Origin of the sequence: Pseudomonas sp. PDM16, assembly GCF_014851865.1 — a bacterium.
Classification (GTDB): domain Bacteria; phylum Pseudomonadota; class Gammaproteobacteria; order Pseudomonadales; family Pseudomonadaceae; genus Aquipseudomonas.
Map to the genome: position 1 here is coordinate 131153 of NZ_JACVAM010000007.1, position 19130 is coordinate 150282.

Annotated in this window: 19 protein-coding genes and 1 pseudogene; 7 read left to right on the forward strand and 13 right to left on the reverse strand. The window is 58.8% G+C overall.

Going from position 1 to position 19130, the window contains the following annotated elements; all coding sequences use genetic code 11:
- The first annotated feature begins 1 nt into the window (after position 1).
- Positions 2–202, forward strand: a complete 201-nt coding sequence (locus IB234_RS21310; RefSeq protein ID WP_192321778.1) for a helix-turn-helix transcriptional regulator — start codon at positions 2–4, stop codon at positions 200–202.
- On the opposite strand, the gene IB234_RS21315 is transcribed toward IB234_RS21310, so the two are convergent.
- Entirely contained in the window at positions 192–1265 is a 1074-nt protein-coding gene (locus tag IB234_RS21315) for a DUF748 domain-containing protein (RefSeq protein ID WP_192321780.1), read from the reverse strand. The genes IB234_RS21310 and IB234_RS21315 overlap by 11 nt on opposite strands.
- 175 nt (positions 1266–1440) lie before the next feature.
- Here IB234_RS21315 and cysK point away from each other — a divergent pair, with 175 nt between their 5' ends.
- Together cysK and IB234_RS21325 are read left to right on the forward strand one after the other, a co-directional pair.
- Positions 1441–2415 carry a cysteine synthase A gene (gene cysK, locus IB234_RS21320; RefSeq protein ID WP_192321782.1) on the forward strand — a complete coding sequence of 325 codons (975 nt, stop codon included), beginning with the start codon at positions 1441–1443 and terminating at the stop codon, positions 2413–2415.
- A gap of 580 nt (positions 2416–2995) precedes the next feature.
- Positions 2996–4096, forward strand: a complete 1101-nt coding sequence (locus IB234_RS21325) for a PqqD family peptide modification chaperone (protein ID WP_192321784.1) — start codon at positions 2996–2998, stop codon at positions 4094–4096.
- An 84-nt stretch (positions 4097–4180) separates the two neighbouring features.
- On the opposite strand, the gene IB234_RS21330 is transcribed toward IB234_RS21325, so the two are convergent.
- The 7 genes and pseudogenes from IB234_RS21330 to IB234_RS21360 all read right to left on the reverse strand — a co-directional run bounded on the left by IB234_RS21330 (position 4181) and on the right by IB234_RS21360 (position 10758).
- Positions 4181–5980, reverse strand: coding sequence for an asparagine synthase family protein (locus IB234_RS21330; protein WP_192321787.1), 1800 nt, complete (start codon positions 5978–5980; stop codon positions 4181–4183).
- A gap of 21 nt (positions 5981–6001) precedes the next feature.
- Complete coding sequence (locus IB234_RS21335) at positions 6002–6967, reverse strand: hypothetical protein (RefSeq protein ID WP_192321789.1); 966 nt, start codon at positions 6965–6967, stop codon at positions 6002–6004.
- An 8-nt stretch (positions 6968–6975) separates the two neighbouring features.
- Positions 6976–8541 (reverse strand): hypothetical protein, encoded by a 1566-nt coding sequence (locus IB234_RS21340; protein WP_192321792.1) that lies wholly within the window; start codon positions 8539–8541, stop codon positions 6976–6978.
- A 253-nt stretch (positions 8542–8794) separates the two neighbouring features.
- Complete coding sequence (locus IB234_RS21345; RefSeq protein ID WP_192321794.1) at positions 8795–8956, reverse strand: hypothetical protein; 162 nt, start codon at positions 8954–8956, stop codon at positions 8795–8797.
- 37 nt (positions 8957–8993) lie between these two features.
- Positions 8994–9326 carry a PqqD family peptide modification chaperone gene (locus IB234_RS21350; RefSeq protein ID WP_192321796.1) on the reverse strand — a complete coding sequence of 111 codons (333 nt, stop codon included), beginning with the start codon at positions 9324–9326 and terminating at the stop codon, positions 8994–8996.
- Positions 9327–9618: 292 nt separating this feature from the next.
- A pseudogene (locus IB234_RS21355) lies at positions 9619–9794 on the reverse strand (IS5/IS1182 family transposase); the annotation flags it as partial.
- Positions 9795–9855: 61 nt separating this feature from the next.
- A complete protein-coding gene (locus tag IB234_RS21360; RefSeq protein WP_192321799.1) occupies positions 9856–10758 on the reverse strand; it encodes a DMT family transporter in 903 nt (300 codons plus the stop codon).
- Between the two features lie 183 nt (positions 10759–10941).
- Between IB234_RS21360 and IB234_RS21365 the strand changes: the two genes are divergently transcribed.
- Genes IB234_RS21365 through IB234_RS21375 form a run of 3 tightly spaced genes read left to right on the forward strand, consistent with a single transcriptional unit; the run spans position 10942 to position 14614 of the window.
- Complete coding sequence (locus IB234_RS21365) at positions 10942–11760, forward strand: amidohydrolase family protein (RefSeq protein ID WP_192321801.1); 819 nt, start codon at positions 10942–10944, stop codon at positions 11758–11760.
- 35 nt (positions 11761–11795) lie between these two features.
- On the forward strand, positions 11796–13436 hold the full coding sequence (locus IB234_RS21370) for an AMP-binding protein (protein WP_192321803.1): 1641 nt from the start codon (positions 11796–11798) through the stop codon (positions 13434–13436).
- 2 nt (positions 13437–13438) lie between these two features.
- Entirely contained in the window at positions 13439–14614 is a 1176-nt protein-coding gene (locus IB234_RS21375) for a CaiB/BaiF CoA transferase family protein (RefSeq protein ID WP_192321805.1), read from the forward strand.
- A gap of 3 nt (positions 14615–14617) precedes the next feature.
- Here IB234_RS21375 and IB234_RS21380 read toward each other — a convergent pair whose 3' ends face one another.
- The 4 genes from IB234_RS21380 to IB234_RS21395 all read right to left on the reverse strand — a co-directional run bounded on the left by IB234_RS21380 (position 14618) and on the right by IB234_RS21395 (position 17320).
- Positions 14618–15130 carry a SprT family zinc-dependent metalloprotease gene (locus tag IB234_RS21380; RefSeq protein WP_192321807.1) on the reverse strand — a complete coding sequence of 171 codons (513 nt, stop codon included), beginning with the start codon at positions 15128–15130 and terminating at the stop codon, positions 14618–14620.
- 33 nt (positions 15131–15163) lie between these two features.
- A complete protein-coding gene (locus IB234_RS21385; protein WP_192321809.1) occupies positions 15164–15835 on the reverse strand; it encodes a Yip1 family protein in 672 nt (223 codons plus the stop codon).
- A 127-nt stretch (positions 15836–15962) separates the two neighbouring features.
- Positions 15963–16562, reverse strand: a complete 600-nt coding sequence (locus IB234_RS21390) for a Yip1 family protein (protein ID WP_192321811.1) — start codon at positions 16560–16562, stop codon at positions 15963–15965.
- A gap of 167 nt (positions 16563–16729) precedes the next feature.
- On the reverse strand, positions 16730–17320 hold the full coding sequence (locus IB234_RS21395) for a DNA-J related domain-containing protein (protein WP_192321814.1): 591 nt from the start codon (positions 17318–17320) through the stop codon (positions 16730–16732).
- 85 nt (positions 17321–17405) lie between these two features.
- Between IB234_RS21395 and ttcA the strand changes: the two genes are divergently transcribed.
- Positions 17406–18233, forward strand: a complete 828-nt coding sequence (gene ttcA, locus IB234_RS21400) for a tRNA 2-thiocytidine(32) synthetase TtcA (RefSeq protein WP_192321816.1) — start codon at positions 17406–17408, stop codon at positions 18231–18233.
- A 174-nt stretch (positions 18234–18407) separates the two neighbouring features.
- Here the strand turns inward: ttcA and IB234_RS21405 are convergent, their stop codons facing one another.
- Positions 18408–19121, reverse strand: coding sequence for a (2Fe-2S) ferredoxin domain-containing protein (locus IB234_RS21405; RefSeq protein ID WP_192321818.1), 714 nt, complete (start codon positions 19119–19121; stop codon positions 18408–18410).
- Between the last annotated feature and the right edge of the window lie 9 nt (positions 19122–19130).

Below are 19130 nucleotides of genomic sequence, written 5' to 3' on the forward strand. Positions count from 1 at the left end.
CATGCACAATCGCCTGAAGGAACTGCGTGCCGAGCGGGGCTGGAGTCAGTCAGAGCTGGCCCAGCGGCTGGAGGTGTCGCGGCAGAGCGTGAATGCCATCGAGACCGGCAAGTACGATCCGAGCCTGCCGCTGGCGTTTCGGATCGCCAGGGTGTTCGTCTTGCCGATCGAGTCGATCTTCAGCGAGGAGCTCACGAGCTAGGGGGTGAGTTCTCGTAGCGCGCATTGAAGGCCTGCACGAAGCCGTTGCGCAGAATGGCAATGAAGGCCTGTATCGGGCTGACATCCTGATCCCTGACGCTACCCGACAGCTCCACTCGGGTGGCGAACTGGTTCTTCTGCTGGTTCTTCAATACGGTTTCGCTGCCGCCGACCAGGGCTTCCCAGATCGAGCGGAAGAAGCCTTTGTCGTCGTTCTGCACGTCCTGTTGCCAGTTGAATACGTCCACGTCGCGTAGTAGTGGCTTGATATAACCATCAAGCTGCCCATTCTCGGCATTGACTTCGACCACTAGGTCGCCATTGCCGGCATTAAAATCGAACTTGCCGTAAGCGGAGGAGAAGTCATTGAGCCGACGCAGCTCGACATCGGTGGCGCGCACACGGAATTCGAAGTCCTGGAAGTTCTCGAACGGATCGAACACCGCCGTTGCTTCCAGCGGCGCGTGGTCGAGCAGAAGTGCCTTGCCTTCGAAGCGGGCGACCCGCTCGCCGCGTTCGTCGGCGACATTGGTCAGGTTGTACAGGCTGGCATTGACGTCGCTGGCTTGCACGTTCACCGGCGGCTGGGAGGTGAAGTTGCGGAAGCTGATCCGCCCGTTCACTACTCGGATTTCGTCGAGCGTGATCGGCAGCAGTTTCTCCAGCTGTGCGCGCCAGTCGACGCCGGCACCGGTCTGACTGTCTTCGCTACGTTCGCCGCCGTCGACGAAGTTAAGTTCTGGACTCTCGAAGATCACCCGTGCCACCACACCGTGGTCGTACCAGAGCGAGTGCCAGCTCACCGATAGATCGATGGAGGGAGCATCGAGCAATGGTACCGGCACCTCGCCGTCAGCCTTGACGATCTTGAGACCATTGATGTGGTAGGCGCCGCGCCACCATGCGAGGTCCACATCGGTGATCTGGCCGCGATAGTCACCCATGTCTGCCAGCTTGTCGTTGAGATAGTTGCGAATCAGCACGGGCAGGGTCACGTGCAGGACCAGTAGCAGGGCTACCAGGCCAAGGCATATATAGAGCGGTAGGCTGTAGCGGCGTTTCATGGGGGCGTCCGTCGCAGCGGGTGTTTCTGGTGGACTGTCAAGCGTGGCGCGGAGTTCGACCCGTCTGCGCGGGGTGATCCGGCCTGGGGCCATTCGACACGCCAGCGTGGCTTGCGTCGGAGCACGAACAGCCCCTAGGCTGTCTGGCCTCGGTTTTCGACAAGGACACTGGACCATGAGCCGCATCTATTCCGACAACGCCCAGTCCATCGGCAACACGCCGCTGGTGCAGATCAATCGCCTGGGCCCCAAGGGCGTCACCATCCTGGCCAAGATCGAGGGGCGCAACCCCGGTTACTCGGTCAAGTGCCGTATCGGCGCCAACATGATCTGGGATGCCGAGTCGCGCGGCGTGCTCAAGCCGGGCATGACCCTGGTCGAGCCGACCTCCGGTAACACCGGCATCGGCCTGGCCTTCGTCGCTGCTGCCCGCGGCTACAAGCTGATCCTGACTATGCCTGCTTCCATGAGCCTGGAACGGCGCAAGGTGCTCAAGGCCCTGGGCGCCGAACTGGTGCTGACCGAGCCGGCCAAGGGTATGAAGGGTGCCATCGAGAAGGCGGGCGAGATTGCCGCATCCGATCCTTCCAAGTACTTCATGCCGGCGCAGTTCGACAACCCGGCCAACCCGGCCATCCACGAGAAGACCACCGGGCCGGAAATATGGAATGACACCGATGGCGCGGTCGACGTGCTGGTAGCCGGCGTTGGTACCGGTGGCACCATCACTGGCATATCGCGCTACATCAAGCACACCCGGCACAAGCCGATCCTGTCGGTGGCCGTCGAGCCGATCTCCTCACCGGTGATCAGCCAGACCATCGCCGGTGACGAGGTCAAGCCGAGCCCGCACAAGATCCAGGGCATCGGCGCCGGCTTCGTGCCGAAGAATCTAGACCTGTCCATCGTCGACCGCGTCGAGCAGGTCGGCGACGACGAGTCCAAGGCCATGGCCCTGCGCCTGATGCAGGAAGAGGGCATCCTCTGCGGTATCTCCTGCGGCGCCGCCATGGTCGCCGCCGTGCGCCTGGCCGAGAAGCCGGAGATGCAGGGCAAGACCATCGTGGTAATCCTTCCGGATTCGGGCGAGCGCTATCTTTCCAGCATGCTGTTCAGCGATCTGTTCAGTGAGCAGGAGTTGCAACAATAGGGCTTTCGTTTGTGCATGAAGAAGCCGCCCTTGGGGCGGCTTTTTGTTTTCTCTCCCCACACAAAGGGGCTGGGGTGGCCTGTGTCGGAATCAGGAGTCGCTTGCAAGACCCTCATCGTGGTGGGAGAGGGACTGGCGTTGCGGGCAACCCAAGCCTTTTCTTGCACCGAAAAAGGGGCAGAAGATCTTCGACAATTCCTGGAGTTGGGAGCCCTTGAGGCGGATAGCTCAACCGGAGTTAGGGGTTATGGAGCGCTTACCCTACAGATTGCTCCAGTCATTGATGTCATTTCGGGTTGGTATTTCTGCCAGTCGCTGCGAGCGTCTTTGAACATGTGTTGCTGCAGTGAGGCATTGAGAAATGTAGGCGAGACAGGTGAGTAAAAACTACCAGGAAGGCACAGGTTTACCCGTGGTCCAAGGCGCATTATTCTGGATAGATATCACCGTTTCGAAAGTTTGACGGGAGGTGTTGATAAATACTGTCGTGGCGAAAGTTTAGTCTGCTCCGCTGATTTTGTGTGCTTTGTTGCGTGAATTGTTCTTATCTTAAACTCTCATCGATTATCTGTTGGTCGATATGTCAAAGAAATGGTATTTCTCTCCTGAGAAAATAGTGGTGCAGCCCGAAGAGGATGGGGCATTGGTTGCCCATGTAGGAGACCCGTCCTCATTAAAAGTGAACCAAGTGGCGTTTGACGTATTGCAGTTACTATATGAGCCGCAGACGCTTGATGGTGTGGTAGAGCAATTATGTCGTGTATATGATGCCGACGAAGAAGAATGCGCCCGGTTCGTTCTGCATTTTTTGCGTGAGTTGGAGTCGACTGGTTGGATTGTTGCACTTTCTCCGGGGCGCGATGAGTCGCCACTCAATTCGCGCTATCTTGGCCTGCTGAAGCGTGTTTTGGTGAACTGGATATACCCCGAGCATGAATTGCAGGTGAGCTATCTTCAAAGTGACTATGTTGCCGAGGATCGATTGGCCCGCAGTCGCCACTTGCGTGATATCTCCCATATCGAGGCGGAAAAGTATGCCGAACTGTTGGAGAAGAAAAGGCATGGCTTTGTAACTGTCTTGTCACACACGTTGGTGGGGCTGCGGCGGCTGAATCACTTGGAATATTGTGCAAGGCAGATTTTTGCGCAAGGTATACCGGGCGACTTCTTCGAGGCTGGTGTCTGTCAGGGCGGGGCGAGTATTTTTCTGCGGGCATTGCAGGTTGTTTTTGGTGAAGAGCAGCGCAGAACGTGGGCGGCAGATTCCTTTGAAGGATTACCGCCTGCTGCTTTGCCTCAAGACGAAGGGTTGGATTTTACCGAGCCCAACTACCCGTGGTTGGCATTCAGCCAGGAAAGAGTTGAGGAGCACTTCAGGCGGTATGACCTATGGAGCGATCATGTGCGCTTGGTCAAGGGCTGGTTTAGTGAAACCTTGCCAACGTTGGACTGTGGGCCGCTTGCCATACTCAGACTGGATGCCGACTTATATCAGTCAACCATGGAAGTGTTGGTCAATCTGTATGACAAGGTGGTTCCGGGTGGTTTTGTGGTGGTTGACGATTACGGAGCGTTTCAGGCCTGTCGATTGGCGGTTGATGATTTCCGGATTGAGCGGAACATTCAGGAACCGCTGAAATGGATTGACTGGAGCGGTGTTTATTGGCGTAAGAACTGCTGAAAGTAATAAATCCGATATTTTCCGGGGGGGGCTTTCCTGCCTTATGATCTTTAGCTTCTTGAGCGGAACCCAGAGCTTCAGTCGCTAGAAATCATGGCTTGATATTTTTCCTTCACGAGTCAGAAAAAACAGTCCTGCCTGTAAGCCTCGGTGAAAGTCAAACAAGTTTCTGTCGGGCAGTTGGTTGGTCTGAGTGCGATTCCAGGCTTCTGTAATGGCGCTTAGGTTGAGATAGTGCGCCACAGAAGGGGATGTGCGCATCAAGTCCATCACATGAGCGACAGATTCGCGGTATTTGCTGTAGCGAAACCCCAGGTCGGCAGGTTGCATTCCTCGAATATTCGTAGTTCTCGTCGATTCCGGAATGATGCCTTTCATGGCATTTCTGATTAATAACCTGTTCTGGGCCGCGTTAAGGTATTCCGAATCTGGGATTTGCAAGCACCATTCGAAAACGCTTTGATCACACGTAGGATCAGCCAGAGTTATACCAAAGGCTCTGGCAGTCAGCTGTGCAAAACTCTGACTCGTTGTCAGCATCGGAAACATATGATCACGAAACTGGCGGTGGCTGGTGACCTTGGCACTGGCCGACATGAAGTCGGTTTCGAATCTACGTTGCCAATGCAGGCACATATTGGGATGCGCTATAGCCGTTAGCGCTGGAGTGAAGCGGGTAGTGGGAAAATCGCGGGCGGGATTGATAGAGCGCAGCGTATCTCCCACCAATAGCCGTAGTCTGTCAGGCCAGCTTTGCTGGTTGTGCCGCAGGTACTGTGACGCCTGCTCCCACTCTTTCCTGAATAGCAAGCTCCATATATTGGCTCGGCCGCCGTTCCACGAAACCGTAATGTTGCCTGCCAGGCCGCCCAGCAGGGTGTCGAATCCATCGTGTTTGACAGTCTGATAGAGGTGATGAATCCAGGTTGCGTTCGAATTGGCCGCCTGCATCCTGCCTGTCGCCTCCAGCATGAAAACGGTGGCGCCGATAGGGTTGAGGTGATCACTCTGGACGGCCATGTGTCTGATATTTGAGTACATGGCAGCTAGCTGGCCTGCGGCCGGCCATTCATTGACCAGTTTCCCGGGCAGGTGAAGATTCTGGGCTTCTCGAACCGGGACGTGAGTGTAGGCGCATACACCCCGGTTTTCTCCCATCAATATACGCGCGGCCAAGGCGGTTACGGAGCCAGAGTCGAGCCCGGCACTGAGCATGCTGGCGGCATTTCCAGTGCGAGGTAATCTGTTGACGACGGCCTGCTGGTATCGCTGTAAAAATTCCTCAACGTACTCTTCGGATGTGCAGGCTTGGTTTGTCTGAAACTGGGTAATTTGCCAGTAAGTTTCTGAGTTTATTTTTCCTGGTTTTATTATGTTGAATGTGGCTGAGCCGATTTGGCGGATTGCTTTGTATTCAGTCTGCAGGTAATCGTCATAATGGAGCCACTGCACGATATGGCTCAACGTCCGAGCTTCATGAAGGTCTTGGGAAATACCCTCAGTGTTCAGAATGTCAATTAAATTGGCGGAAAATACCAATTGACCTTTTGGGGTCCAAGCATAAAACAAGGTGGTCGGGCTGCTTGGATCAATTGCCAGTATCACTGATTGCCTGCGGGCGTCCCAAACGGCAAGCCACCAATCTCCTCTGATGTATCGGAACATGCCAACATCCCAGCGCTGAAATGCCAGGAGTAGTAAGTCCTGGGTGTTGACGCTCTGTGGGTCTGCATTATCCTGCCCAAGCCGAGATTTCAGTTCAGAGAGGTTGTCAATACGAGCGTGACAACCAAGTAGATAATGCTTTTCGGGGAGCGGCTGTGCATTCTGGCTTGCCGAAGTCTGGGCGAAATTTTTTTCTGCAAAATCTACGAGTGTTGCCATGGTGATAGTTCGCCTGCTCAATTATTCAGTGTTCTTGCAAAGGTGCGATAATAAAAAATCATGAGCACTTTGCAGGCTATGCAAACCCTCTGATAGTTGCAGAGTAAACACGGGAATCTGTTGTGCCAGTTTTACCAGCGCCTGGAACGGCTTTTGCCATAACTCGGGGCTGGCGGGCTGCCCGAGATATAACTGATGCAACAGTAGACCTATGGCCAAGTTGGCGGGTAATGGCTCTGCTGACATTCGGTCCTTACTTCGCTCTCCCAGCAGGTAAATGGCTTGTATCGGACGATCCTGTGGAATGAACGCATCAGGCTGCTGCGCAAGATCCCAGTAACACTTTTCGCCGGTCAGAGCGGTTCGCTCATAGACACTCTTCAATGAGGTCATGTGTGGAAGCAGCTCGGATGCTGTGTTCGGCCATAATCGCAACTGGGCAAACCCGTGGGCTGCAATGAATTGGTTGTTGCTGTGATTTATGCTGACGATATCGTCACTAAGCAGTGTCGCGCCGGCTTTTAGCAATGCCGCCGTGGTGCTGGATTTGCCGGCGCCCGATGGTGCGGCCAATAAAATACATGACTCACCGAGTTGAACTGCGTTGGCGTGCAGGGCCAGTTTTCCGGATAAATGCAGAATACGTCCCGCCATGATCGAGGTGCATACGCGTATTACATCATGCAAGGATACCTCTGGACTCCACCATGCCTCCATCCGATCCCCGTTCGGTTGTAGCTTGAATTCCACTTGCCCCTGATTCAATGGATCGTGGAAGCGGATGACTATTTCCCTATTATCAGATATCCACTCGCTAGAGATGGGAGTGATTTGCTTAGCCTGGGGGGGGGGCTTTGCAAGAGAAGTGCCGCCATGCAATAAAATCAGGCAGTCAGGTTTTTCTGGATTGGCTTCGGTTAGAAAGTGAATGGGGTGGTTGACGGCAAGATGCAGCCCAAATGTTCGATAGTAATATAGGTTGGGCATGATTGACGCTACTGTGAACTCTCTGGTGTCAGTAGTCTGGCGCGTGTTCTGAATATGTCCAACTCTTTGGTTTCCGGATGATGTTTCTCCAGTATCTGGATCAGGCCAAATAAAGAAAAATAATCATAGGGCAGCCAATCCAATATAAGTCGAAAATGGCGTTCCAGGTCTTTTGCGGGAAGTCCTTTGAGCTGAATTCTTTTCAGGGGATGCTGTACCTTTGTCAAGAGGCTTTCTTTGCGATGGCTATCCGATGGCGGAACAATTGAGTGCGCCAGTGCAGAAAACTCATCCGCCCATATGGTGCTGTTAGTGGGAATTTGTGTCGCGTCAAGCGCCCGTTCTCTCTGTCCTGCAGCCAGCAGGCTCCGGATCAATAGCCAGCGCACTTGAGGCAGGTCGGCGTGCTCATTGAGTAGTGTGTGGCACAGCTGGATCGATTGTTCATAGTGCTGCTCGTTCATGGCCTTATGAATTGCCCACCATGTCTTCCGTTCTTTTTCGGACCAAGGCCTCAGCTTGTCATGGGGTGTTTGGGATTGCGGCGGTAGAAACGTCGAAAATATCGACTCCAGATGATCCTTTATGGTTATCGGGCTTCGATGCTCTTGTGCCCATTGGCGGGCCGTATCTGCCAGTCTATTTAGAGTGGAGCGATCCCGATAAAGTCGCTCCAGCCCCTCGTACATGGCCGCTGGCGAGTCAAATAGAATTGCCCGCTCATGATGAGGATAGAACGGGGGTAAATTGCTGAGAAGACTGGCGCAGCCATTGATGGAATACTGGACGAATTTGCCATCGCTGCGACAGCGATTGAAACGGGTGTCTTTGAGTGGTGCTATGCCCACATGCAGTGACTGTAAAAAACTGAAGTAATCGGCCTCATCCCCAAAGGGAGTATGCGTGACTTGCGCCAATGGCAAAGCGCTCAAGAAATCGCCTAGTTTGCTGCTGCAACCCATGAGTGAGAATCGGGCATCTGGATGAACATCCAGAAATCTTGCCAATGCAGGGGCAATCCACAGCAGATCATCCAGGTGAGTTGTCGACCCGCCCCAGCCGATGATAAATCCCTTTGGCTTCAATGGTGTGATGCGAGGGGGCTCGACCCATGGGTCAGTGACCAGTCGTATAGGGTGCAGTGCTTCATAGTATCTGGCCAGTTCCTGGGACGAAAATAAGACAGCATCGCAATAATGAGCCAGATTAAGTAAGTACTGTCGGCTTAATGGGGATTTCAATGGATGAGTGGCAGGCAACCAGTCGCCAAGCAATGCGATATCGTCATTGATTTCATACAATGTCCCCAGTTTGGCCATCTTCCTGTGTTGGATGACGTGCCAGAGCCAGTGGATATTGCACTGAATAATGATCAGCAGGTCGCAATGCAGTGAAAATTCGAAGGCTTCCGGTGCATGCACGGAGAGTTCCGTGACATCGATCAGAGGGTCGTTCTGCCACAGTGAGCATGGCTTCCATACTCGCTGCAGGAAATTTCCATGATTTTCATTTTTGATGGCGCCTGAGTGAAGCCAAACAATATGGAATTTTGATTGGGCATGACGTCTAGGCACGGATGCTCATCCAACGCTGACTTAAAAGCTTTATTTACAGTTGACTGATTCGTTCCTATGGCAGGAGCGCTTGAAATGGTCAGGAATTAATGAAAGGAGCATATATCGCTGTTGCTCCTGTCCTTAGTAATGGCGTATTTTGATAAAGAAGATGCTATAGCAACTGCGGCTATTCTGAAATTATGTCTGCCCGTAAGTTCGAAAAATGCTCGTTTACAATTCGTAAACTCTGTTTTCACTTGTTTTCGTTGTGTTAGCTTGCGTATGTGGAAAAATCCGCGCCGTCAAAAGTACCCGCGCCGCTTTCGGTTAGCGCGATATCCATTTTTTCGAACTTTGGTGCAATAAATGTTTTTTTCTCCGCAGAGGCTGGGGTGGTGGTCTCTTTGCTCGGTGTGGTATCTGGCTTTTGCATGATTTTTCTCGGCTAATTTGACTGTGGATCGGGAGGTTTATATTTGTGACGTCTCGGTTGCTGCGGTGTTGGTAGGGCTTTGAAGCGAAATCATATTTTCTTTGTGCAGCTCTAGGATAAAGTGCTCTACCGCGTCTCTGCAGTGCTGCTCTGAAACTTCATAGTCCTCATGGATAATCATGCATAATTCATCGATTGTGCGAGGGCTGGCTAGTGACTCCCATATCAGCTTGGCTGTTGGGTTCAGATCAAAGTAAGCACCCTGCTCAATGCTCAGCATGACCAAGTGCTCCCCCAGCATGGCAGATACTCCGGGGGAACTCTGGACGACTAACGTATCGGATTCAATTCTGTATGAGGTGTCAGTCATTGAACGCTCTAGCTCGGAACATTTCTTGACGTCAGTGTTGCCAGCACCTGTGCATACGATGGGCCTCACCGTTATGTACCAGCCTGCTGACCTTAATCACATTCGATATGCTGGTCCGCCCTGCGGCTCATACGGCACACAACACTCAAATCGCTACTTGCAGTCGACTAAGCCTTCATGCTGAGGCAGTGCTGGCTGCCGTTGTGAGTCTAACGCAGTATCACCAACGCAGATAGATTTTCGATGACTCGCCAGAGAGGGTCTTCCAAGAGCTGCAGCGCAGTAGCTTATAGGCTCTATGCGAAAAGTATTGCCGTAGGTACCGCAGCATACCGGCGTGAGCATGGCGGCAAGATTTCTCGCCAGCCTGTCTTGGCGAGTACCGGCTCTGCGATTCTCTTTCAACCAGCCGAACATTCGCTCGACGATGTTTCGTTGCGTGCCTTTCGGGCAGTCAGATAGTCGAGGTGGGTCGGCTGGTGTGGCGGCGTTAGCCGCTTTCGAATTGCCGTAGGAGGACTCCTGGGCTTCAGGCCTTGGCCGTTGCTGTGGCAGGCGCGCTGGGTCGCACCACCAGCCACAGTGCCACGCCAATCAGCAGGCAGCCCGGCAGGTAGTCCCAGGTCAGCGGTTCGCCCAGCAGCAGGGCGCCCCAGATCACGCCGAAGGGTGGGATCAGGAAGGTGGTGGTGCTGGCCTTGATCGGGCCGATGTCGGCCAGCAGACGGAAGTACAGGACGTAGGCGAAGGCGGTGCAGACCAGGCCCAGTGCCGCCAGCGACAGCCACAGCGTGGGCCCGCCCCAACTGGTGGGCGGCTGCCAGGCCAGGCTGCCGGCGAACAGCGGCAGTTGGAACAGACTGGCACCGACCAGGCTGGCGAAGGCCACCAGGCGGTTGTCCAGGCCCAACGGGCCGATCCAGCTGCGGGTGAGGAAGCCGGCGAAACCGTAGCAGGTAGTGGCCACCAGGCAAGCGGCGGCGCCGAGCAGCAGCGGCAGGTCGAAGTCGATCGGGCCGGTGCGGGTCAGCACGGCCACGCCGAACAGGCCCAGCGCCACGCCGGCGGCCTTGCTGGCGGTCATCGCCTCGCTGAAGAACAGTGCACCGATCAGCACGCCCATCAGTGGTGTGGTGGCGTTGAAGATCGACGAGTAGCCGGCTGGCAGCACCAGCGCGGCCAGGCAGTACATCACCGACGGCAGGCCGGCGTTGATTACGCCCAGCACCAGGCAAGCGCGGAACTTGCCCTGGAAATTCCACACCGGACGCAGCACCAGCAGAAAGACCAGCAGGCCGAGGGCGCCGAGACTGGCGCGGAAGAAGGCGGTGGGCAGGCTGCCCAGCTCCGGCACGGCGATGCGCATGAACAGGAAGCTGGCGCCCCAGATGGCGGCGAGCAGCAGCAAGCGAAGCAGGTCGGCGGGTCTCATCAAACGGCTCCAGGCAGGAGCCGCCAGATTACGCCGCCCGGTCGATGGCGCAATCCGCAGCTGACTTTCAAATCGCCGGTACAGTGGCCGATAGGGTCAATCGTACCGAGCGCTTGGGTCATTGAGGGGCGGGAAGGGCGGACCTAACCTGCGACGAACCGTCATGGAACGAGGAGTTGCCGTATGACCGCAATCGATGCCTGGGCCCAGCCCGCCAGTGGCCAGCTGCGCGAGAAGATGCCCGAAGTGGCTCGGCTGTTCGAGAAGTCCGGCAGCGCTGCATTGCTCGATCAGCGCCTGAGTCCGCAGCAGACCGTGGCGCACATGGACGAGGCCGGGGTCGACAAGCTGATGCTGGCCGCCTGGTGCCGCCCTGAGGGCTGGGTGTTCAGCAATGACGATATCGCCGAGTACACCCGCGCTTTTCCCGAGCGCTTCGTCGGTGTCGCCACGGTGGACCTGCGCAAGCCAGTGGCTGCCGTGCGCGAGCTGGAGCGGGCGGTGCTGGAGCTGGGCTGCAAGGCCCTGCGCATCGTGCCCTGGTTGTGGAAGCTGCCACCCAACCATCGCCTGTACTACCCGTTGTATGTGAAGTGCATCGAGCTGGACATCCCGTTCTGCACCCAGGTCGGCCACACCGGCCCGCTGATGCCGTCGGAGACCGGTCGCCCGGTGCCTTACCTGGACGAGGTCGCGCTGGACTTCCCCGAGCTGCGCATCGTCGCTGGCCACATCGGCCATCCCTGGACCGACGAGATGATCGGCCTGGCCTGGAAGCATGACAACGTGTTCATCGACACCTCCGCCTACCTGCCACGCTACTACCCGCCGCAGCTGCTGCAGTTCATGCGCAGCTACGGCAGCGACAAGGTGCTGTTCGGCAGCAATTTTCCGCAGCTGCCGTTGACCCGCTGCATGCAGCAGGTGAAGGAACTGGGCTTGAGCAGCGAGGTGGAGGCGCGTTTCCTCCACGAGAATGCCCGGCGCATCTTCAAGCTCTGATCGGCCTCATCCACAACAAGAACAAGAGAGCCCGCATGACCGAACAACTGCCGCTGCAACGCTTTCAGTACTGGCTTGAAACAGCGCCTGATCGGGTCTGGCTGAGCCAGCCGGTGGATGGACGCTGGCATGATTTCACCTGGCGCGAAGTTGATGATCAGGCTCGTCGCCTGGCCAGTGCGTTACGGGGGCTGGGCTGCGAGCCCGGTGACCGGGTGGCGCTGCTGGCGAAGAACTGCGCCGAGTGGTTCATCAGCGACCTGGCGATCATGCTGGCCGGCCTGGTCAGCGTACCGTTGTATCCGCTGCAGACCGCCGAGAGCATCGCCTACGTGCTGGATCATGCCGAGTGCAAGGTGGTTCTGCTCGGCAAGCTAGACGAGCCGGAGAAGCTGGAGGCCGGTATCGCTCCGCAAATCGTACGCATCGCTATGCCGTACCCGACCCTGCGTGCCGACCACCAGTGGCACGCGTTGCTAGACGCCCACGAGCCGTTGCGTGAGGTACACCAGCAACAGGGCGATGAGCTGATCAGCATCCTCTACACCTCCGGCACCACCGGTCAGCCCAAGGGCGCCATGCTCTCGGCGCGGGCCATGGCCTTCTCGGCTGCCAACTCGACCCTGGAGATGAAGCTGTCGGAGCGTGACCAGTTTTTCTCCTACCTGCCGCTGTCGCATGCCGCCGAGCGCTTCCTGGTGCAGATGAACAGCCTGTACAGCGGCGCGCGGGTGGCCTTCGTCGAGTCGCTGGAGACCTTCGCCGCAGACCTGCGCCATGTGCGGCCGACGGTATTCTTCTCCGTGCCGCGGCTGTGGACGCGCTTCCAGCAAGGCGTGCTGGAGCGCCTGCCGGCCCGGCGTCTGGACCTGCTGCTGTGCGTGCCGGTCATCGGTGCCCTGGTGGCGCGCAAGATTCGCCGGGGGCTGGGGCTGGACCGGGCGCGTATTCTGGTGTCCGGCGCAGCCGCGATCTCACCGGGGCTGCTGGACTGGTACAAGCGGCTGGGCATGATCATCTGCGAGGGCTACGGCATGACCGAGAACTTTGCCTACGGCGCCTTCAATCGTCCCGGCAAGGTGCGTTTCGGTACGGTTGGCCGGCCCATGCCGTTTCTCGAGCTGCGCCTGGCCGACAATGGCGAGATCCTGTTTCGCAGCCCGACCCTGATGCTTGGCTACTATCGCGAGCCGGAGCTGAGTGCCCAGGCGCTGGCCGGCGGTTGGCTGCACACCGGCGACAAGGGCGAGGTGGATGCCGACGGCTATCTGCGCATCACCGGGCGGGTGAAGGACATCTTCAAAACCAGCAAGGGCAAGTACGTGGCGCCGGCGCCCATCGAGGGTGAGATCGCCAAGAACACCTGGGTCGAGCAGGTCTGCCTGATGGGCAGCAATCTTGACCAGCCGCTGGCGCTGATCGAGCTGTCGCCGGCTGCCCGCCTGCAACCGCGCGAGCGCGTGACGGCCGATCTGCAGGCTACCCTGAACGGCCTCAACGCTGACCTGCAGCCCCATGAGCGGCTGAGCCACCTGCTGTTGGTGCGTGACAGTTGGACCGTGGACAACGGCTGCATGACGCCAACCATGAAAATCCGCCGCAATGTGCTGGAGGCCCGCTATGCCGAGCGCGTAACCAGCCTGCCGTCCGAACCTTCTCTGCACTGGGAAAACTGAACATGAAAGGCCCGCTGTCTTCGCTGAAAGTTCTCGACTTCTCCACCCTGCTGCCGGGGCCGTTCGCTTCGTTGCTATTGGCGGACATGGGCGCCGAGGTATTGCGTGTGGAGTCGCCCACTCGTGTGGACCTGGTCCGTGTACTCCCCCCCCATGTGGATGGCGTCTCCACCAGCCACGCTTACCTCAACCGCAACAAGCGCTGCCTGGCCCTGGACCTGAAGAAGCCCGAGGCGCTGGAGCTGGTGAAGCGCCTGGTGGCCGAGTACGACATCGTGCTGGAGCAGTTCCGTCCGGGAGTGATGGACAAGCTCGGTCTCGGCTTTGATATGCTCAAGGCAATCAACCCGCGACTGATCTACGTCTCGATCACTGGCTACGGCCAGACCGGGCCGTACAAGGACCGCGCCGGCCACGACCTCAACTATCTGGCCCTCAGCGGCCTGGCCAGCTACACCGGCCGCCGCGACAGCGGTCCGTTGCCGCTTGGCGTGCAGGTGGCTGATATCGCCGGCGGCTCGCTGCACGGGGTGATCGGCCTGCTCGCGGCGGTGATCGCCCGGCAGAGCACCGGCCTCGGTCAGCACGTGGACATCAGCATGACCGACTGCGCTTTCAGCCTGCATGCGATGGCCGGCGCCGGCTACCTGGCCGGCGGCGTGGAGCCGGACATGCAGAACCAGGTGCTCAACGGCGGCAGCTTCTACGACTACTACCGCACCCGCGATGGCCGCTGGCTGTCGGTGGGTAGCCTGGAGCCGCAGTTCATGCAGCAGTTCTGCGCCGCCCTCGGTCGCCCGGAACTGGCTGCCCTGGGCCTGTCGCCCAAGGATCAGGAACGGCTCAAAGGCGAGATCGCCATCGAGGTAGAGAAGCACGACCTGGCCGAGTGGCAGCAACGCTTCGCCGAGGTGGACGCCTGCGTCGAGCCAGTGCTGAAACTGTCCGAGGCAGTCGAGCACCCGCAGCTCAAAGCACGCGGCGTGGTTACCGAGGTGCCGCGCGAGGGCAAGTCGGCGCAACGCCAGATCGCCTGTCCGATCCGTTTCTCCGCGGGACTGGAGTCACCACGGCATATTGGCGCGCCGGTCGGCGCACACAGTCATGAGGTGCTGCGTGAGCTGGGCTACGGAGAGGAAGAGATCGCCACGCTCAAAGCCAGCAAAGTACTGGGCTGAGGGTTATTCGACCCTCTGCTCACCGCTGAATACCAGGGTCGCCCGGCAACGCCGGCAGAAATAGCGGCGGCCCTTGCTGACCAGGCTGTGGCGCTGGCTGGAGAAGGGGAACTCGCCATCCGGGCACTGGCACAGGTAGAGGTAACGGGTGACCTTGCGCCGGCCGATATCGTAGTTGTGGCAGCGATCCGGCGGCAGCTCGTAGACGCCACGCATGATCAGCTGCCATTCCTCGCCATGGGGCTGGATACGCCCGCCGAACATCTGATGGGCGATCAGGTGTGCCACCTCATGAGCCACTGTCTGCTTGAGGAAGTGCTCGCGGTTTTCTGCATACAGCTTGGGATTGAAGCGCAGCAGGTTCTCGTGCAGATGCGCCACGCCGGCTTTCTGGCCGCGCAGCCTGAAGCTGACCTCAGGACGGGGGAACGAGCGCTTGAAGAAATCTTCGGCCTGCCGGTAGCAGACTTCGACGCGGGTATGGAGCAATTCGGGCATGCGGCGATTATGCCGCATTGCCCGTGCTGGCCAAACTAGCCGCTGGTCGCGTCAGTCCCTGCTGTGTTGCTGCTCGTAGACCGAGGGACGCTCCTCGCGTGTCGAGTAGCCCTGGTCGGGCGCCGTGCGCTCGTACACCGGATCGGTGTAGTAGTGCCAGTGCAGGATGGCCGACACCAGCAGCGTCACCACGGCCAGTACCGCCACCGCCCACACCGCACCGGCGTAAACCATGCCTTGCTGCTGGCGAATGCGCATGAAGGTTGGCAGGCCGACGAACAGCAGGAAGGTCGAATAGGCACAGGCCAGCCCCAGCGCGATCACCGCCAGCCAGCGGCTCGGGTAGACCGCCGCCAGGCCGGCCAGGAAGAACGGCGTGGCGGTATAGGCGGCGAAGCCGATGCACTGGTTCAGCGTAGGGCGGGTGTCAAAGGTGCGGGACATCCAGCGGACGAAACCACCCATGATTAATGTGCCAGCCAGGGCGGTGACGTACACGCTGAGCGACAACAGCAGAGCGCTACGCTCGTCCAGGCGTACTCGTTCGTCGCCGGCCAGGCTCCAGCCCATCTCGGTAGTGCCGATGAACAGGCTGACGGCAGGGATCAGCGCGAGCAACAGCAGGTGCCCCAGGTAGTGGCTGCTGTGTTGCTCCTCTTCCTGGCGGATCTCGTGCCAGGCGGCATCCGGGCGGGTGAAAAGGGTAAAGAAATGCGGAGTCATGGTCCGTGCTCCTCTGGGCGGCTATTCATAGCCTTAGAGCCACGGCATGGCCGCTGGGGTTCAACTTTCCGGGCGGGCGGCACAGCAAAAGGCCGCCCGTGGGCGGCCTTGTTTCTGCTGGTGTCGATCAACTGATGTAGACGGGACCTACGCCGAAGCCCCAGAGGATGACCGAGCAGGCGATCATTGCTACCAGCACCACCAGGCCTACGGCCAGTACCGAACTGGAGAACATGAAGCCTTCGTCTTGCGAGATGCCCATGAACGTCGGTATGCCGGCATACAGCAGGTACACCGTGTAGCAGACCGCCACCGTGCCGATCAGCATGCCCAGCCACAGGCTGGGGTACAACGCGGCGACACCACCGACGAATAGCGGAGTAGCGGTGTAGGCGGCGAATACGACGCACTGGGTGAAGGTCGGGTTGGAGTCGTAGGTGCGTGCCATCCAATGTATGAAGGCGCCCATCACGGCGACGCCGGCGATCATCGCCAGGTACGACATGATGGTCATCTGCATCGCACTGGTGGCGGTGAGCTTGACCGCTTCGCCATCGCCGATGCGCCAGCCCACTTCGGTGGTGCCGAAGTAGGCGCAGAGCGCGGGTATGGCGGCCAGAATCAGAACATGGGTCAGGTACATGTGGCTGATGGATTCTTCCTCGCCACGGATTTCCTGCCACTCTTGGTCGGGATGGGTGAAGAGCCCCCAAACATGGTGGATCATGCAGACACCTCCTCTTTTTATTGTCGATCGCTCTAGGCGGAGCGCCCGGCGCGCATGACCAGCGCTATCCGGGTGCAGGCCGATTTGGCTGCGACCGTATGCCGCAGTATAGGAGAAGGCTGCAGCCCGCATGAACCGTGGCTTTAGAGCGAATCGCTCTCTTAGGATCAGCCGTAATAGCGCTGCAGTATTTCCATCGCCAGGTTGATCGACTGCAGCCGGCTGGTGCTGCCGCCACGGTCGGGGTGGTGAATGCTCACCAACTGGCGGTAGCGCTGCTTGATGGTGGCGAGATTGAGCGGCTGGTCGCCATTCAGCTCGAACAGCTCCAGCGCCGCGCGCTTCTCGTCACCGCCCTGCATGCGCGTCCAGAAGCTGGACAAAAGCTTCTCCACATCACGCTCTGTGGTGTCGCGCAAATGTTGCAGATTGAGATAGTAGTCACGCAGCGGGTCGTGTTCGGCCAGCGCGGCGGGGCCCGGTCGCCAGGGTTGCAGCTGCACGCACACCGGGCTGATGTCGAGGTGCGCGCTTTGCGCCTGCCACAGGCGATCACGCAGCAGGTACAAGGCGTTGAACAGCAGAAAGTGGGTGCGGTAGAGCACCAGCTTGTCGGCCAGTTCGAGGTTGGGAATGTGCGTGGAGTGACGCGCCTTGAGCTGCCGGATCAGCTGGAACTCGCTGATGCCGGCGGGCGTTTCGCGAAGCAGTTCATGCAGTTGGTCGGGCAGGTCGAGGGCAGGATTGAGGTCGTTCATCCGATCAGCCTAACACGGGCTGCCTAGCGCCGGCTTTGTGCGTAAAATGGCCAGCTTTTCGACTCCAGCCGGATCCGCCCGCACCATGCCCAGCACCCTCTCGGTCAACCAGAACAAACTGCAGAAGCGCCTGCGTCGCCAGGTCGGCGAGGCCATCGCCGACTTCAACATGATCGAGGATGGCGACAAGGTGATGGTCTGCCTGTCCGGCGGCAAGGACAGCTACACCTTGCTCGATGTGCTGCTGTACCTGCAGAAGGTGGCGCCGATCCAGTTCGAGATCGTTGCAGTGAACATGGACCAGAAGCAGCCCGGCTTCCCCGAGCACGTGCTGCCGGCCTACCTGGAATCCATTGGCGTGCAGTACCACATCATCGAGAAGGACACTTACTCGGTGGTGAAGGAGAAGATCCCGGAGGGCAAGACCACTTGCTCGCTGTGCTCGCGCCTGCGCCGCGGCACCCTGTACACCTACGCCGACGAGATCGGCGCAACCAAGATGGCCCTCGGTCACCACCGCGACGACATCCTGGAAACCTTCTTCCTCAACATGTTCTACGGCGGCACGCTGAAGGCCATGCCGCCCAAGCTGCTGTCCGACGACGGCCGCAACGTGGTGATCCGTCCGCTGGCCTACTGCAACGAGAAGGACATCGAGGCCTACTCGGTGATGAAGGAATTCCCGATCATCCCGTGTAACCTGTGTGGCTCGCAGGAAAACCTGCAGCGCCAGGTGGTCAAGGAGATGCTGGTGGAGTGGGAGCGCAAGAGCCCGGGCCGCACCGAGATCATGTTCCGCGCCCTGCAGAACGTGGTGCCGTCGCAACTGGCCGACCGCAACCTGTTCGACTTCCAGAGCCTGAAGATCGACGACAGCGCCACGCCACGCTTCCTGGACGTGATGAACCTGTGATCCCCGACCGGCCGCCCAGAGCGGCCGGTTTCGTTTCCGGGTGGTCTATTTGTAGGGCAGGAGTAACCCGTCTGGCAGGCATACCCTGTGCATATCGAAGTCCCTGGCGAGCACTGCGCCCCGTAGGGTGCGCCATGCGCACCGATAGCCTGGAGCGGCGCAGGCTCACCCACCCTACATGCGCATGATCAGCTCGGGCACGGCGCGCTCCTCGACGAAGTGCTCCTGCACCAGGCGCTTCACCTCGGCCGCATCGCGTATCCGATACCACTCGCCACTTGGGTAGACGCTCAGGGTTGGCCCCTGGTCGCAGGGGAACTGGCATTGGGTGCGGGTGATATGCACGCCATCCTCGGTCTCCAAACGGCCGGCCGCCTTCAGCTCCTCGCGCAGCAGCTTCCACAGGGGCAGGGCGCCGCGGCGGGTGCAGCGTGGGCCGTTGCACAGCAGCACGCGATAGCGGTGCGGTGGGATGCACGACCAGGCGTGAGACTCCGGCAGCTGCGGCACGTCCACGCAGCCCAGGTGTTTTTCCGGCTGCTGGAGCAGTGCGGCCAGCGTCGCCACGTCCTCGGCATTGCCCGCGCAGACGAATAGCTGGTCGGCACGCTCGCCGGCCCGTGCCTGCAACTCGCCGCGCAGCCAGTCCAGCTGCTGGCTGCTGCCCAGCGGGTCGAGATCGACGACTAGTAGGGGCAGCTCTGTGCTGCTCAGGCATTCGCGTACTCGCGCCCACAGCTCATCGTGGCCAGCATTGGTGTCGAGCAGATCGCCCAGCACGGCGGCGCCGAACTGTTCAGTGAACTGGCGGCGGGTCAGCTCGGCGAAGCTGCCGTGGCTCAGATCTGGGCCGGCGAACAATACGCGGGCGTAGGTTTCGGTCTTCATCGGGTGTTC

Bases quoted from the DNA above. Each gene is read 5' to 3' on its own strand.
- IB234_RS21310 (WP_192321778.1), top strand. From the start codon at position 2: ATGCACAATCGCCTGAAGGAACTGCGTGCCGAGCGGGGCTGGAGTCAG.
- IB234_RS21315 (WP_192321780.1), bottom strand. From the start codon at position 1,265: ATGAAACGCCGCTACAGCCTACCGCTCTATATATGCCTTGGCCTGGTA.
- cysK (WP_192321782.1), top strand. From the start codon at position 1,441: ATGAGCCGCATCTATTCCGACAACGCCCAGTCCATCGGCAACACGCCG.
- IB234_RS21325 (WP_192321784.1), top strand. From the start codon at position 2,996: ATGTCAAAGAAATGGTATTTCTCTCCTGAGAAAATAGTGGTGCAGCCC.
- IB234_RS21330 (WP_192321787.1), bottom strand. From the start codon at position 5,980: ATGGCAACACTCGTAGATTTTGCAGAAAAAAATTTCGCCCAGACTTCG.
- IB234_RS21335 (WP_192321789.1), bottom strand. From the start codon at position 6,967: ATGCCCAACCTATATTACTATCGAACATTTGGGCTGCATCTTGCCGTC.
- IB234_RS21345 (WP_192321794.1), bottom strand. From the start codon at position 8,956: ATGCAAAAGCCAGATACCACACCGAGCAAAGAGACCACCACCCCAGCC.
- IB234_RS21350 (WP_192321796.1), bottom strand. From the start codon at position 9,326: ATGACTGACACCTCATACAGAATTGAATCCGATACGTTAGTCGTCCAG.
- IB234_RS21360 (WP_192321799.1), bottom strand. From the start codon at position 10,758: ATGAGACCCGCCGACCTGCTTCGCTTGCTGCTGCTCGCCGCCATCTGG.
- IB234_RS21365 (WP_192321801.1), top strand. From the start codon at position 10,942: ATGACCGCAATCGATGCCTGGGCCCAGCCCGCCAGTGGCCAGCTGCGC.
- IB234_RS21370 (WP_192321803.1), top strand. From the start codon at position 11,796: ATGACCGAACAACTGCCGCTGCAACGCTTTCAGTACTGGCTTGAAACA.
- IB234_RS21375 (WP_192321805.1), top strand. From the start codon at position 13,439: ATGAAAGGCCCGCTGTCTTCGCTGAAAGTTCTCGACTTCTCCACCCTG.
- IB234_RS21380 (WP_192321807.1), bottom strand. From the start codon at position 15,130: ATGCGGCATAATCGCCGCATGCCCGAATTGCTCCATACCCGCGTCGAA.
- IB234_RS21385 (WP_192321809.1), bottom strand. From the start codon at position 15,835: ATGACTCCGCATTTCTTTACCCTTTTCACCCGCCCGGATGCCGCCTGG.
- IB234_RS21390 (WP_192321811.1), bottom strand. From the start codon at position 16,562: ATGATCCACCATGTTTGGGGGCTCTTCACCCATCCCGACCAAGAGTGG.
- IB234_RS21395 (WP_192321814.1), bottom strand. From the start codon at position 17,320: ATGAACGACCTCAATCCTGCCCTCGACCTGCCCGACCAACTGCATGAA.
- ttcA (WP_192321816.1), top strand. From the start codon at position 17,406: ATGCCCAGCACCCTCTCGGTCAACCAGAACAAACTGCAGAAGCGCCTG.
- IB234_RS21405 (WP_192321818.1), bottom strand. From the start codon at position 19,121: ATGAAGACCGAAACCTACGCCCGCGTATTGTTCGCCGGCCCAGATCTG.